At 45.3% G+C, this 15,828-nt stretch carries 10 protein-coding genes; 9 read left to right on the top strand and 1 reads right to left on the bottom strand.

The features are described 5' to 3' along the window. Window positions 1-175: 175 nt before the first annotated feature. The 3 genes from AB4Z08_RS05810 (at window position 176) to AB4Z08_RS05800 (ending at window position 5,462) form a co-directional block, all read left to right on the top strand. The gene (locus AB4Z08_RS05810; protein ID WP_441572785.1) at window positions 176-577 is read left to right on the top strand and encodes a hypothetical protein; all 402 of its coding nucleotides are present in this window, start codon (window positions 176-178) and stop codon (window positions 575-577) included. A gap of 252 nt (window positions 578-829) precedes the next feature. Further along, on the top strand, window positions 830-4,012 hold the full coding sequence (locus tag AB4Z08_RS05805) for a SusC/RagA family TonB-linked outer membrane protein (protein ID WP_441572784.1): 3,183 nt from the start codon (window positions 830-832) through the stop codon (window positions 4,010-4,012). A gap of 13 nt (window positions 4,013-4,025) precedes the next feature. After that, window positions 4,026-5,462, top strand: a complete 1,437-nt coding sequence (locus tag AB4Z08_RS05800) for a SusD/RagB family nutrient-binding outer membrane lipoprotein (RefSeq protein WP_441572783.1) — start codon at window positions 4,026-4,028, stop codon at window positions 5,460-5,462. Window positions 5,463-5,582: 120 nt separating this feature from the next. Here the strand turns inward: AB4Z08_RS05800 and AB4Z08_RS05795 are convergent, their stop codons facing one another. Further along, complete coding sequence (locus AB4Z08_RS05795) at window positions 5,583-6,815, bottom strand: glycoside hydrolase family 88/105 protein (protein WP_441572782.1); 1,233 nt, start codon at window positions 6,813-6,815, stop codon at window positions 5,583-5,585. A gap of 181 nt (window positions 6,816-6,996) precedes the next feature. Here AB4Z08_RS05795 and AB4Z08_RS05790 point away from each other — a divergent pair, with 181 nt between their 5' ends. The 6 genes from AB4Z08_RS05790 to AB4Z08_RS05765 all read left to right on the top strand — a co-directional run bounded on the left by AB4Z08_RS05790 (window position 6,997) and on the right by AB4Z08_RS05765 (window position 15,828). Next, window positions 6,997-7,623, top strand: a complete 627-nt coding sequence (locus AB4Z08_RS05790) for a hypothetical protein (protein WP_441572781.1) — start codon at window positions 6,997-6,999, stop codon at window positions 7,621-7,623. A 120-nt stretch (window positions 7,624-7,743) separates the two neighbouring features. Beyond that, entirely contained in the window at window positions 7,744-8,346 is a 603-nt protein-coding gene (locus AB4Z08_RS05785) for an RNA polymerase sigma factor (protein ID WP_441572780.1), read from the top strand. Between the two features lie 68 nt (window positions 8,347-8,414). Further along, window positions 8,415-9,455, top strand: coding sequence for a FecR family protein (locus AB4Z08_RS05780; protein WP_441572779.1), 1,041 nt, complete (start codon window positions 8,415-8,417; stop codon window positions 9,453-9,455). A gap of 144 nt (window positions 9,456-9,599) precedes the next feature. Next, the gene (locus AB4Z08_RS05775; RefSeq protein ID WP_441572778.1) at window positions 9,600-13,172 is read left to right on the top strand and encodes a SusC/RagA family TonB-linked outer membrane protein; all 3,573 of its coding nucleotides are present in this window, start codon (window positions 9,600-9,602) and stop codon (window positions 13,170-13,172) included. Window positions 13,173-13,189: 17 nt separating this feature from the next. Beyond that, the gene (locus AB4Z08_RS05770) at window positions 13,190-14,641 is read left to right on the top strand and encodes a RagB/SusD family nutrient uptake outer membrane protein (protein WP_441572777.1); all 1,452 of its coding nucleotides are present in this window, start codon (window positions 13,190-13,192) and stop codon (window positions 14,639-14,641) included. 29 nt (window positions 14,642-14,670) lie between these two features. Further along, window positions 14,671-15,828, top strand: a complete 1,158-nt coding sequence (locus tag AB4Z08_RS05765; protein ID WP_441572776.1) for a redoxin family protein — start codon at window positions 14,671-14,673, stop codon at window positions 15,826-15,828.

Below are 15,828 nucleotides of genomic sequence, written 5' to 3'. Positions count from 1 at the left end.
GGAAGACACCTTACTTTACTTTTACCCCTACGCGAACTACAGAGTTTATTTTGTGGAATGAGATAAATATGTTATTTTAATAATGAGTTAGCACGATAACCAAAATCAAAGAGATCATCTAATAAGGACTTGTTATATACCTATTCTCCAACCCTTATCTTAATCTATACTTGTTATGAAGCGTACAATTAAATTCCCGTTACTGCTATTGGCAGCCAGCACCCTTTTGCTCTGTATTCCCCGTCACCATGTTAACGCCGCACACAGCATACTCTCAAAAGACTCCTCCTGCCTCGTGAAAACCGAGGTGAGCTACGATTTTGCAGATAATATGCATAAAAAAGTGAACGACGTTATCGAAGACAAACTCGCCGGCGGTATTGAAGAAGGCGGCAAAATTACCTGGGAAAATTCTCCCGGCGCGCCGGAATACTACCAGGTGATATTGCGCAAAACCAAAGTATCTATCAAGTACAAAGGCACTGCTTGCCAGGACCGGCAAATCTGGCAAAATATTGAAGACTGTAAAACAGAATTGAAAAAGTTGCTGAATATTCAAACTGCTGCAGCGAAATAGACCAACCATTACCGGGAGATATTACATCTCCCGGTGTTTTATTTACCTGTATTACTCCTTCTTATTTCCTCCTGCATCCTTTAAATCTATTTAGTCTATAAATTTTGTAGATTAATAATTGTGCCTTACTTTTGCCCCGATATCACACCAATCATCATACGCCAGCAACTAAATGCCAAAATCGGAAACGGGTGTAACGGGATAACCATTCTCCGCAAAGATCTAAGTCAATATATAAACCAAGTACTAAGCATGAATTACGTAAAAAGGCTGTTATGCCTGCTGCCGGTTTTACTGTGGCTGCAGCAGAGTATTGCCCAGGAAATCAGGGTCGGCGGAGTCGTTACTTCCCGCTCCGATGCACAGCGTGTACCCGGCGCTATCATACAGTTAAAAGGAAAAAGTCATGGTACGCAAACAGATGCGGATGGGAAATATTCCATCAGTGCAAATGTAAATGACACATTACAATTCTCGTCCCTTGGCTTCCAGACCGCATTTGTAGTAGTAGGCAACAGTCGGGTCATTAATATCTCTTTAGAAAACAGCAACCGGAAACTGGATGAAGTAGTAGTAACGGCGCTCGGTATTTCCCGGGAGAAAAAATCGCTGGGCTATGCGGTGCAGGAATTAAAATCGAAAGATATTTCTGAAGCCAAAGAAACCAACCTGGTAAACGCTTTATCCGGAAAAATAGCAGGGGTGCAGGTAACCAACAGTCAGGGTAACCTTGGCTCTTCCCGTATTGTGATCCGTGGTGAGACTTCGATTGCAGGTAATAACCAGCCATTATTTGTACTGGATGGTGTACCGGTAGATAACAGTCAGCTGGGAATAGGTACCGGCCGCGATTTTGCCAATGCCATCTCCGACATTAACCCGGACGATGTGGCGTCTATCAGTTTGCTGAAAGGCCCTAACGCAGCGGCATTATACGGCTCACGCGCTTCCAGCGGCGTGATCGTTATTAAAACAAAAACCGGGAAAGATACCAAAGGCGGCATGGGCGTAACGGTTAACTCCGGCGCTACCTTCGATAAATTATTGATCCTGCCTGATTTTCAGAACTCTTACGGACAAGGTTCCGGCGGACAGTTTTCTTATAAAGATGGTAAAGGCGGCGGTATCAACGATGGCGTAGATGAAAGCTGGGGCCCAAAACTGGACGGCCGGCTTATTCCGCAATTCTTTTCTAATGGAGAAGCAGTACCGTTTGTAGCACATCCGGATAATGTGAAGGATTTCTACGTAACCGGTTATACATTGAACAACGGATTATCCGTTGGAGGCTCCAATGAAAAGCTGGACTATCGCTTCTCTTATAACAACACCAAACAAGAAGGTATTTTACCAAACACTGGTATTACGCGTAATACTTTTACAGCCAGCAATACCTTCCGACTCACGCCAAAGCTTACGCTCAGCACCTATGCCAATTACGTGCGCAGCGCTGCCGATAATTTGCCTGGTGTGGATGGCAGACGTGGTAACAGCGTGACCCTTCAGTTTATCTGGTTTGGTCGCCAGGTGGATGTGAGCAAACTGAAGAACTATAAAAATGCAGATGGTACCGACTTTAACTGGAACCATAGCTACTATAGCAATCCTTACTGGATCCAGAATGAAAATACGGTGGGTATGCTACGCAATCGCTTCCTTGGTAACGCCAGATTATCCTACCAGGTACTTGACTGGCTGACCGCTAATCTGCGTGTTGGTACAGATTATTATACCGACAGACGTAAGTATAAAATCGCTTACTATACCAATGGTACACCATTTGGTTCCTACACGGAAGATGCTTACACGGTGAATGAAACCAATGGTGAATTCACTTTGAACGCAAAGAAAAAAATAGGCAGCGATTTTGATTTCGATATCCTGGCCGGCGCCAACCTGCGTACCAATCAACTGGAGCAGAACTATCAACAGGCGCCTAAGCTGGCCGTGAAAGACGTGTATACACTGAATAATTCACGCGATCCATTTTTATCTACCAGTTTGCTCAACAAACAAAAGGTATACAGCGGATTTGCAGCAGCACAGATAGGCTTCCGCAACTATGCCTTCGTTAACTTAACGGCACGTAACGATTGGTCTTCTACTTTACCTCCCGGTAGCAATTCCTACTTTTATCCTTCCGCCAATGCCAGCGTGGTGCTCACAGAGGCCCTGCACATACAAAGCAAGGCGCTTACCCTGCTGAAAATACGTGGTGGCTGGGCCCAGGTAGGAAAGGATACAGATCCTTACCAACTGGTAAATACATTCCCTTTCAATCAACCGTTTGGCGCCAATCCACTGCTGACAGTATCAGATAAGTTTTTAAATAAAAACCTCAAACCGGAAATTACTACCTCCACAGAATTTGGTGTAGAAGCAGGTTTCCTGGATAACAGGTTAAGACTGGATATCACCTACTACAGCTCTAATAGCCGTAACCAGATTTTGCTGGCAGACGTAAGTCCTACCACCGGCTATCTGAAAAAATTACTGAACTCAGGCGAAATCAGTAACCACGGGGTAGAAGTAATGCTGGGACTAACGCCCATTACTACACACTCCGGATTCCGTTGGGATGTGAATGTGAATTACGCACGCAATGTAAGTAAAGTGTTGGCACTGGATGCAGATGGATTTTTGAACAACTATGTACTGGGTAGTTCCGGTAACATACAGGTACTGGCAAGCAAAGGTCAGCAGTATGGCGCATTATATGGCACTGCTTATAAAAGAGATAGTGAGAACAGGATATTAGTGAATGCAGACGGTACGCCATCTGTAGATCCCAACAAAAAAATATTGGGTTACTACACACCCAAATGGACAGGTGGTATTAATAACAGCTTTACTTTCAAAGGCATTAATCTGAGCTTCCTGATAGATACCAAACAAGGAGGATCTATCTGGTCCGGAACCAATTCTACCGGGATGACTACAGGTGTACTGGCAGCTACTATGCCGGGCCGCGACCAGGAAAATGGTGGGTTGCCTTACTACGTAGATGGTAAAAATAATATTCCGTTGCCGGACCATAACGCCACCGCACCAGGTGGTGCAGCAGTAAAACATGATGGGATCATCTTTGATGGTTATACCGCAGATGGTAAAAAGAATACCACTATTCTTCCTGCAGCCAGCTACTACAAGGCTGTATACAGTGGCAATCTGAATGAAAGTGCGATCTACGATGCGTCTTTTATCAAGCTGCGTGAAATTAAACTGGGGTATACACTGCCAGCGTCCATTGTAGGCAGATGGGGATTACAGGCGGTGAATATTGCACTGGTGGCCAGGAATCTGGGATACCTGCAAAAACATGCACCCAATATCGATCCTGAAACGGCGTTTAACACCGGTAACGGCCAGGGATTGGAAACATTGCAAATTCCTACTACGCGCAGCTTTGGCTTTAACCTGAATGTTTCATTTTAACTATTGACCGATCATGAAAAAGTTGTTGATACCTTTCTATATCATATTTGCTGCTACTTTACTGGCCAGTTGCCAGAAAGAGCTGGAGCGCACCAACAAAAATCCAAACGAACCTACTTCCGCACAGCCGGACTACCTGTTGAGCAATGGAATAAAATCCAATGTGGATACCTATTGGGGGCCTGATGCCACTATGGAAACATCCCTGCTGTATGTGCAGTATTGGGCAAAAATCCAGTATCCTGATCCTGACAGTTATAAACCGGCATCTACCAACATACAAACCGTTTGGAGCAATTTTTATGCACAGGGAGTACAGGATTTTACCACGCTGGTGCAGTTGGGGGATAGTCTGCATAACCCCAACTATAGGGCTGTAGGCGTGATTATGCGTAGCTGGATATTCCAGCAGTTAACAGATCTGTATGGAGATATCCCTTATTCTCAGGCTGGTAATATTGAGAAGTATCTTACACCTGCATATGATAGTCAGCGGGTGGTATACAGAGGTTTGTTAGCGGAACTAAAAGGAGCTGTACAGATCATTTCCCCCACTGATAATCCTATCCTGGGTGATGTGCTGTTGCAGAACGATCTGAAAAGCTGGAAAAGATTTGCCAACGGTTTGCGCTCCCGTATTGCATTGCGTATTGCAGATCGTGATCCGGAAGCAGCTAAAGCGGTATTTGCAGAGCTGGCAGCAGAAGGTAACTTCTTACTGGGCCCTAACGATCCTGAGATAAGACTGAATTACCTGGCTTCTCCTAACCAGAATCCTGTAGGAAGAAACCGCGAAACAAGAAATGATTATCGCATCAGTAAAACAGTGGTGGATAAATTGAAAGGATTGAATGACCCACGTTTAAGCATATACGCCGCATTGCCAACAGAACCAGGGTCTACTAATTATGTGGGTGTTACCAATGGTTTGACAGCAGATTCTGCATCCCGGCTTGGATTCACGAAGACCTCCGATATTGGTGCCGTATTCACTGCCACCCTGGCGCCGGCATGGTTATTTACCTATTCAGAACAGTTGTTTATCCTGGCGGAAGCAGCACAGCGTAACCTGATCAGCGGCAATGCTGCGGATCTGTATGCACAGGCTATCCGCGCTTCTTTCAAACAATACGGCATCACTGGTAAACCGGTAGACGATTACCTGGCGCAGGCAACTGTTGCTTACGATGCGGGTAACTATAAGAAATCAATCGGCGAACAGAAGTGGCTGGCTCTTTTCAGCGAAGGTCTGGAAGCGTTTGCAGAGTGGAGAAGACTGGATTATCCACAACTCACACCTGCTTATACCGGTGCACTACAAGGTAAAATGCCGTTGCGTTTAACGTATCCTTCCAGTGAGCAGGCGTTGAATGGGAACAGCTACAAAGCTGCAGTAGCAAGGCAGGGCGCTGATCTGCTAACCACCAAGGTGTGGTTTGATGTGTACTAACAGGAATTGCAAATTATAAATTACGGATTACGGAGTTGTGGGAAGATAAAAGCAAATGTCGATCATCACGTTTACTATCTTCTCACAACTCCGTAATTCGTAATTTATAATTCGTAATTCTTATTTTTTCGCTCTGTAGCGCATAATTTCAACACCCGCTTCTATCACGGGTCCTATACCATGAAAATCGTTTAACTCCGTAGGGCGGTTATAGTAAAAAGAAAGATCGGCAGAGGTATTTGTACCGATGCATACATCCTTCAGTTGTCCGTCTTCCTGTATTTTTTCCTTTACCAATCCATCCCAGCCACGCTCTGCAATAGTGATATAGCGTTTGTCGAGCCAGCCTTCATTTACAGCCCGGGCAATGGAATACACAAACATCGCGGTGCAGGAAGTTTCCGTGTAAGAGTCCGTGCGATCCAGTACCTGGTGGAACAGTCCATTAGCGCCCTGATATTTTGCCACACCCAGTATTTGTTGGGTAAGGTCGGCGATCACCTCGTTTCTGCCAGGATGATTAGCTGGTAAGCTATTCAGCAGTTGTACTTTGGCCAGCATGATCCAGCCGTTGGCACGCCCCCAGTGAGCCACGCCTTGTCTTTTCAGATCTTCGTAATAGTAGTGCACATATAATTCTGTGCGGGGATCCCAGAGGTAGTGGGTAAAATGTTTGATCTGCGCTACCGCATCGTCAAAATAGGCGTTGTTGTTGGTGAGTTTCCCCATGCGTGCGAGAAAGGGCACGCTCATATACAGGTCATCTCCCCACAAGGTCCATTTATAAGGGTTGGGCCGGCATAGCGTGCCATCAGGAAGCCTTTCCTGTACTTTGCTGATATGATTGGCGGCCTTGTCGATATAGGCCCTGTAATCGTTTCTTTTTACGGTATTGTATACATCCAGCAGACTGGCCCCCATGGCGCCGCAATCGTCCAGTACCCGGGTGTTGATCAGCTGATTGAACGGAAAGTTTTTGTATTTCACGCCTTTTTTGCTGAGTGCCTCAAAATAGGCGTAGTTGTCGAATGCAAATGCCACATGTTTCTGCGCAAACGCATTGTATTTTTCGTCTTTGAGGTAATTACCCAAATCTATCATGGCAATGTTTAATACACCATTGGGATAGTGCCATTCACTCAGATGATCTGAGATGGAGGCTTTGACGCCATCCGGAATTTCCTTGCTGGTATTCCAGCTCTGGTTGTTATCACCTGTAAACTTAAAGGCGGCGTGTGCAATGGCGTAATCTGCTACTTTTTTTACCATCGCGGCATCTGCGGAATTGTCCTGCGTACGGCCGGCAAAGGGTGTGGCCAGCCCCAGGTATAACAGGAATGTCAGCTTTTTCATAAATAGTACGTGGTTTATGCTTAACAATATAGTGTGCTTTCATCATTTATGCAAACGATTGCATAAAAAATAATTGGTCATCTATATAAATTATTTTAATTATGTGTTTGAGAATGATTAGTTTTAGTTTAATCGGGTCATGCTGAAAAAACGGTATTGACCCCACGAAGAAGTAACGATCATGAATAGAGTATTTTTATTCCTTACGGTAACCATCCTGTCTGCCTGTCATCAGAATAAACCGGAAGAACCGGATACGATGCCGGTAGCAGCACCCTCAGAAACCATTCAACCACTCACCGCAGCAGATGACTCCATGCAGGAGCCCCACCGCAGCCGCAACATTTCCTGGGAGCAGGTGGAAGTATTCGAGTTTTCAAAGGCACTGATCAATAATAAAGTGCCCCTGTTTACTAACCGTCAACGCCTGGAAAGCGGCATAGGAGCGGCAGACAGTATTGTTTCTACTCAGAATGAAGACATCTGCGGGTCACAGTTCGACGAGGACTTCAGCTATTTTTATAAAGAAGGTTCTACGTTTGAACTCTGCAGGGATTCCATTGCATGCGAGGAATTCGTGTTTACAACGAATCAGATACTGACTTTGGGTAAGGTATCCTTCTCCCGTAATACCACCTGGGAAGACGTGAAAAAAATGTTTCCAAATGCCGTATTACAGGCAGAAAATGAAGGAAAATCAGATATGGTTACCCTGCGGGACTCTTATAGTAAAGACAGCGACAGCAGCGTGCAGTTATATTTCGAAAACGGAAAGCTGGCACGTGTGGTGAACTTTATTCCCTGTTAATAACAGGCCATCACAATTGCATCTTCAAAAGCTGATACATCTCCGGATATTTTGTTCCAGGTGAACAAATCGTGATTCCTTTCCTTATTTTTGATGATAATGCTTTCGGAAGGGTTACATATGGAGGATGCATGGAGAATGCTGCTGAATGGCCAGCAGGCCGCAATGATGCTGTTATATGATGCGCATTATGTAGGCATGTTTAATTATGGGGTGAAGCTCACCGGTAACCGGGAACGGGCTTCAGAATGTATTACCCAGGTATTGCTGGACCTGTGGGACAAACGCAACACGTTGCCGGAAGTGGAAAATGTACGCGCCTACCTGCTCACCTGCATTCGCCATAAACTGATGGCTGAAATGAAAGCCGACCGCCGCCGGGAACAGCGACACCACGCTTTTGAAGCCGGCCGGGAACAAACAGAAGTAGCTTATGAACAGCTGCTGATTTCCGCACAATCCGATAAAGTACTGAAACAGCGTCTGGAAAAAGCGCTGGCCAAACTGGCTCCCCGGCAACTGGAGTTGCTGCGCCTGCGCTATTTTGAAGACAGGGATTATGATGAAATAGCTCTTATTTGTAATGTAACAAAACGAACCGTCTATAACAGTATCCACGATGCCATCAAAATTTTGAGGGCAGAACTCAGTACCGACGGTGAAGATTATACTTATCTGTACAGCATTCCCCTCCTTGTTCTATTCATGTTGACCCTTCAATAAAAAAAATATTGTTTTACAGTAGTAAAAAGAACAACCCGTGTTCTCTATAGAAAAAGGATGGATGTTTTATGTCTGATTTTCAGGACTACCATAGTGAAGATTTTTTACAGGAGCCTTCTTTCTGCCGGTATTGTACCGGCACAGATGCGAGCGCTGTCAGCTTCTGGGAATCCTGGATCATAGCACATCCTGAAAAACAGGCAGCAGTGAAAGAGGCGAAAGCCTTATATTATATGCTGAACGGCAATATTACGACCGAGTCTTTCTCGCGGCAACGCCGGCGTTTTGAACAAGCTTTCCAGCAACACCTGGCTACAACGCCTGTCAGAAGGATATCGCCGGTATGGAAAATACTGGCCCGCGCCGCAGTGATAGCCCTGCTGATCAATATTGCAGGATTTGCGGTATACCAATACAAAAAACAAAACCGCCTCCGGAATTACAGCAGTCTGTCTGGTGAAAGAAAATCTTTCCAGCTCCCGGACGGCACCAGCGTAATGCTGAATGCCAATAGTCATATTACCATCGCCCAACATTTTAATAAAGAAGCCCGCGAAGTTACATTGGTCGGAGAAGCTTTCTTTGACGTAGCGGCGGCGGCTAACAAGCCCTTTATTGTACACACCGCGAAAATGGATATACGCGTACTGGGAACCTCTTTCAATGTACGCGCCTACCCGGAAGATAAAGTGGTAGAAACTGCCCTGATCAAGGGAAAAGTGGAAGTTACCATTCACGATGAACAAAACAGGAAAATTATACTGCAACCGGCGCAAAAAATTGTGATCGGAGTAGTGGCAGCGAGTCATATTACCACACCATCGGCCACCATCGGCAATGTGATGCTGAGCCTACGCGATAGCGCTGCGGTAGAAACTTCCTGGACGCGCAACCGCCTTGTACTTACTGATATGCCATTAGGTGCTGCCGCCGTGGAAATGAGCAGATGGTATGGCGTGAAAATTAAAGTCGATAGTACGATTGCCAATAAATACAGGTATACCGCCACGTTTGAGAAAGAAACAGTAGAACAGGCATTGAAGGCCATGCAAGCCTCTGTGCCATTTAATTACAGAATTGAGAACAATGAAATATTTATCAGCCAATAAAAAAAAGAAGATGACAACTTATCAAGACTAACCATTTTCTAAACAGTAAAAGGGAACGCCTGAGCGCTCCCTCCAGTTAAGTAAAGGAAACAGGGCTTTTGCCGGGCGTCTGTTTCCCATTATGGACATTAACCAACTAAATGTATGAAAAAAATCAGTCCACGGACTGCACGTATGGTGCATTCCGGCAGGAGCATTATTTGTCGTGTTACCAAAATGACCATGCTGCTGCTGTTACTCTGTAGCATTCACGCCTTCGCTACCAAGCTTCATCAAAACATCCGTTTATCCCTACACCTGAAGAAAGTTCCGCTGACAAAGGTTTTCAGCGCCATTGAACAACAGTCAAATCTGCGCTTTGTATATGGGAATAATATTATTCCGGCAGATAAACGCATTTCTATTGATGTGGACAATGTAACGTTAACGGATGTATTAAAAGAAGTACTGCTGGGTACCGGGCTCGGATTTAGCAGTACCGAAACCAATCTGGTGGTGATTAATCAGCAGCCCACTCCTGCCAAACAGGAACGCATTATCAAAGGAAAAGTATTTGATGAAGTCCATAACGCGGTGCCAGGTGTAACAGTTATGTTGAAAAATCTGCAGGCGGGTTCCAACACCAATGCCAAAGGAGAATTTACATTGGCGATTACAGAAAGTAATCCCATACTGCTAATCAGCTGTATGGGGTTTATGCCTAAAACAGTGGAGGTGGGAGACAAGTCTTACCTGGAAATAATTCTCATACCCAATATTTCCCTGTTGCAGCAGGTAGTAGTTACCGGTTACCAAACTATTTCAAAAGAAAGAAGTGCGGGATCTTTTACGAAGGTAGAAGGTGCACAGCTGCAGCAAAAATCGGGGAGTATGAGTGTGGTAGACCGCCTGGAGGGCCTGGTACCGGGGTTTGCCGTGAACAACAGTACCGGTGCGGATAAATTCCTGATAAGGGGTGTTTCCAGTGTAAACGCCAGCAGAATGCCGCTGTTTGTGGTAGATAATGTCCCCATGTCCAACGATTATATTACCAACTTTGTTAACCCCAACGATGTTGAAAGTATCACTTTCCTGAAAGACGCTACGGCTGCTTCTATCTGGGGCGCCAACGCTGCTAACGGCGTAGTGGTAATTACCACCCGCAAAGGGAAAGACCTGAACCGCCGCATCAAAATGAATTATGATGGCTTTGTTTCTTTTAAAGGATTACCAGATTATGATTACCAGCATAAAATGAATTCCAGTCAGTTCACGAATGCCGCAAAAGAGATATTTAATGCAACGGCTTATCCCTGGAAGACGGTGACCACACCTGGTGTTGGGAATTCAGATCCTATTGTATATCCACATGAGCGGATATTATACGATTTGAGTAATGGCCTTATTTCGCCATCAGTTGCAGATGCCAGAATGGATTCGTTGGCTTCACTGAATAATCGTAGCCAGATTGATCAATACCTGCAACAGCCGGCGCTGTTGACAAATCATAGTTTGTCTTTTACCGGTGGCAGCCAATTTCATTCCTACTACGGTTCACTGGCTTATACCAACCAACAGAATAATGACAAGTCGGCGCTGAACCGTTACCAGATGAACCTGCGCCAGGATTTCGCTTTTAGTAAAAATGTGAAAGCAGATATGACGGTCAACCTGTCGCAACAGAAGAACACCCGTTTCATTATTCCTTCGCTTTCCGATCTGAATACTTATTTACCTTATGCCATGCTGGCCGGTGCAGATGGAACACCTTTATCACAGGCCTATTTGAAAATGTATCAGCCTTACCAGCGCACCGCAGAAATGAAAAGTGGACTCAATCTCGATTATATTCCGTTAAAAGAATCCGATTATACCAGTAATAACGCTACTACTTCAGGTGCTGTCAGGGTAAATACCGGTCTGAATATAAAGTTGGTGAAAGGGTTAACCTATGATGGCCGTTTTCAATACCAGCAGGTTAATAACAACGGCTATACGTTTTACGACCAGAAGTCTTATCAGACACGCTACGAGTTGGTACATTTTACACAGGCGGCCACCACGCCCGGAGCAAAACCAGTATATTTTCTTCCTGAATCAGGTGGACAATACCAATCCTCCAATTCACAAAATATTTCCTGGACAGCCCGTAATCAGCTGATGTATGATAATAGTTTTAAGGCACATCAGTTAACCTTCCTTGCTGGTACAGAAGTGCGTGGCGACAGAACCCGCAGTTTTTCCTCCACCCGCCGTGGCTTTGATTACCAGACGCAGACCTATAATGTGTTCGATGAAAAAATGCTGCAGACTACCGGTGTAACAAGTCCGGTGATAGGAAATACCTCCGCCACTAAAAGTTTATTAACTGCCTATCCTATTACAGTGGGAGAAATCGAGACCCGCTTTTTCTCCCTGTATGCCAACGGCGCCTATACCTATAAGCAACGGTATAACCTGAATGGTAGCATACGTATGGACCAGTCCAATCTTTTTGGTACGGAAAAAAGTCAGCAGTATAAACCTATCTGGTCCGCCGGCGCCGGCTGGATCATCAGCAATGAATCCTTCTTTGCGGTGAAAGCAGTGAATCGCCTCAACCTCCGTGCTACCTATGGTTTGGGCGGAAATGCACCTTTACCGGGTTCCGGCAGTTCTGTGGATATTGTGCTGGCAGAAAGCAGCCCCTTATTTAACAGCGTAGGAATTGGCTATCGTCCTTTATTGCCAGGTAATAAAATGCTTACCTGGGAACGCACTAAAATGATGAACATCGGGGTGGACTTTGACCTGTTTAACAGTCGTTTAAGTGGTGCCGTAGATGTATACCGCAAGAAGACAATTGATTTGCTGGGCTCACAACCACTKGACAGAACAGCTGGTTGGTATTATGGATATGCCAACCTGGGCGATATGATGAATAAAGGGATCGACATACAGCTCAACAGCCGGAACCTGGCGAAAGGCCGTTTCTCCTGGAACACTTTATTTACGTTAGGCTACAATAAGAACAAAGTTCTGAAGTTAAACCGCAACACGCCACTGACACCATCCAATAAAGTAAACGCAGGATTTGTAGAGGGTTACCCTGCCTATAGTTTCTTCGCATATAAATGGGCAGGACTGGATGCCATGGGCGACCCACAGGCATTCACTGCCGATGGAAAAAAAGTAAAGAACACTTCCGGCATAGTGGCCGCAGATCTTAATTATGCAGGGGTATCACAACCCACCTGGTATGGTGGTATCACCAACAGTTTCCGTTATGGAAATTTTGACCTGTCTTTTTTGGTGATTTATAACCTGGGTTACCAGATGCGCAGAGATGTAAATACTTTTTATGCCGGTAGACTCACCGCCAATATCCCGGTTTCTTTTGAAGATCGCTGGAAACAACCCGGTGATGAAGCGAAAACGAATATCCCATCTTATATGCCTGTAAGCTCGCAAAGCATTGCACGACGTTCAACAGAACTGTACCAGCAGGCCGATATTAATATTGTGAACGCAGATTATATCAAGCTCCGTGACCTTACGCTCGCATGGAACCTTCCCGGACGCGTGGTAGACCATGCTGGTATGGAAAGCTGCCGCATTTATACACAGTTAAACAACGTGATGTTATGGAAGGCCAATAAAGATGGTATAGATCCGGAGTACTTCAAACTGATGTATGGTGTACGGGCGCCCGCAATGAAGCCTTTTTTTACAGTAGGGATGAACGTGAGGTTTAAATAATTAAAAAACCAGGTAATATGAGCAACAAACGACTAATATATATCGCGGTAACGGCAGGCGTCCTGATGATGACCTCCTGTACCAAATTTCTGGACATAGTACCCAAAGGAAAAGATACCCCACGCACACTGGATCAGTACAACGGGTTATTTAACAGCAGCAACCTGTTTAGCTACAATGATGTGGCACAATATGCAGATGGCAGTTTGCATATCAACGGTGGGGCAGACCTGTGTGTGATGATGGGAGACGATGTTATTACAGATTCCGGCTACCTCTCGCTGATGGACCTTTCTTATCTGAACGGCTATACGTGGAAAGATAATCTTTATCTGCCGGATGCAGATGCCATTGAGTGGGGCGCCTTCTATGGTCAGAACTATACGTATAACGTGATTGCCAATAATGTGATGGCTGTAGCAGATGAAAATCTGCAAAAGAAAAAAGAATTACTGGCAGAGGCGAGGACAGGTCGTGCGCTGATGCATTTTATGCTGTTAAATTATTTTGCAAAACCCTATGATCCAGCTACAGCTGCCACAGATCCGGGGGTACCATTGGTGACAACCGCCAATGCAGTGGCCTCCGGATTTAAAAGAGCGCGGGTACAGGAAGTGTATGATTTTGTGATCAATGAACTGGTATCCGCCATTCCAGACCTGCCGGAGATTACGCCTATGCGCCTGCGCATGGGCAAATCTGCCGGGTATTATATCCTGGGGCAGGTATATTTTACCATGGGGAAATATGACCTGGCACTTGCCGCATTACAACAATGTAAAACAGCCCTGAATAATAGTGCCGTGCCTTTACAATTCTATGATTACAACAAAGTAATGGCAGGATGGACCTCACCCTTTATGCCCAGCTTCGGTGCTTTTAATATGCCGCAGGCATTCGATAACCAGGAGAACATTTACCTGAAACAGATCACTTTGCTGAATTTCATTTTCTCAAATGTAGCGATGCTGAGTCCTGCTGCACTGGCAAAATATGATCCGGCAGATCTGCGCCTGAAGTTTTTTTATGGAGCAGACTATTTCACCGGCGCTACCAGGTTGCCTTACCTGTTGCATAACTCTCCACTGGCGATCAACTTTGGACCTTCTCTTCCCGGCTTATACCTGATGCTGGCGGAATGTAAAGCCCGGACCGGTGATCTGACCGGTGCCACCACCGATCTGGTTACATTGCGCAGTAACCGTTTACCTGCTGCCAAAGCAGGTGTGGATGCTACTACCAAAGATGACCTGATACGCTTTGTGATCGATGAACGCCTGCGGGAATACGCCTGTACAGGTATGCGCTGGTTTGATATGCGCCGTCTTTCTACTGATCCGTTGTTTAAAAATGTAACGTATACCCATCAACTGGGCACGGCTACTTTTACTCTGCCGAAAGAACGTCTGACCCTCAAAATACCACCTAAGATTTTAATGCTGAATCCGGGAATGGAAAACAATCCTTAATCAATAGCTTAAAGAGAAAATCATAGCATATGAACTATAAAAAGATCGCAGGAGCGCTGATGCTCATGGCAGGCTCCCTGTATGCCAGTGCTCAGCAGGGATATACTATTAAGGCAGCATTGAAAAATGCAGGCGATGCTAAATTCCTGATGGCTTACATGGATGGGAAAGACTTTGTAATAGACAGTAACTACACCACCGAAAAAGGCATCGTCACTTTTAAAGGGAAAGTGAATCACCCGGTATTATGCCATTTTATTACGCGTAACATGGCGCTGAATATAAAAACTGATCATGGTTATATCCCCGCGCCAGGGCTGGAATTCTTTCTTTCCAATGATCTTATCCGCATCACCGGCGATGCCAACGCTATATATAAAGCTTCCGTAAAAGGAGGACAGGCGAATAACGACTGGAATAGCATTAAAGCAAAGGAAGCGGCGATTACAGACCGGAACTGGCAGGCTACATTGCTATCCTACAAAGATACTGTTGCTGCCCATCAGCAGGCGCTAAAAGCCAAAAGCCGTGAGCTGCGGGAACAGCTCAGCGAGGAACAGGATAAACTGCAAACGGCCTTTATTCAGTCTCACCCTAAATCATTGGTGAGCATGTACTTCCTGGCTAATATGGTAAATAGCCTGGACCTGGGAAAGTTGGAAGCCGCCTATAACCAGTTGGATGCTGCTTATAAAACTTCAGAATACGCCAAAAGAATCGAAGATAAACTGGCTGCCAGCAAAGCTACCAGCATAGGTAAAACTGCTATTCCACTGAATAAAACAGATATCAACGGCAACCCGGTAAACCTGCAGGCATTGCAGGGGAAATATGTGTTGCTCGATTTCTGGGGCAGCTGGTGCGGTCCTTGCCGTCAAAGCCATCCGCATTTGAAAGAACTGTATAACCAATACAAAAGCGCCGGTTTTGAAATAGTCGGCATTGCGCAGGAACAGGGCGATGATGCTACAGCCGTTTGGAAAAAAGCCATCGCAGAAGATGGGCTTCCGTGGATACAGGTACTTAATAACACCGGCATAGAAAAGTTTGATGCTGTAAAAGCCTACGGTATTACCGCTTTCCCCACTAAAATTCTGTTGGATAAAGATGGTAAAATTATAGGGAGATATGTAGGGCAGGAAGCAGAAGGATTAACAGAAAAATTAACGGGGCTCTTTAAAAAATAA

Origin of the sequence: Chitinophaga sp. RAB17, assembly GCF_052114225.1 — a bacterium.
In the GTDB taxonomy this organism is placed as follows: Bacteria; Bacteroidota; Bacteroidia; order Chitinophagales; family Chitinophagaceae; genus Chitinophaga.
This window is presented reverse-complemented; position numbering and strand designations above follow the sequence as displayed.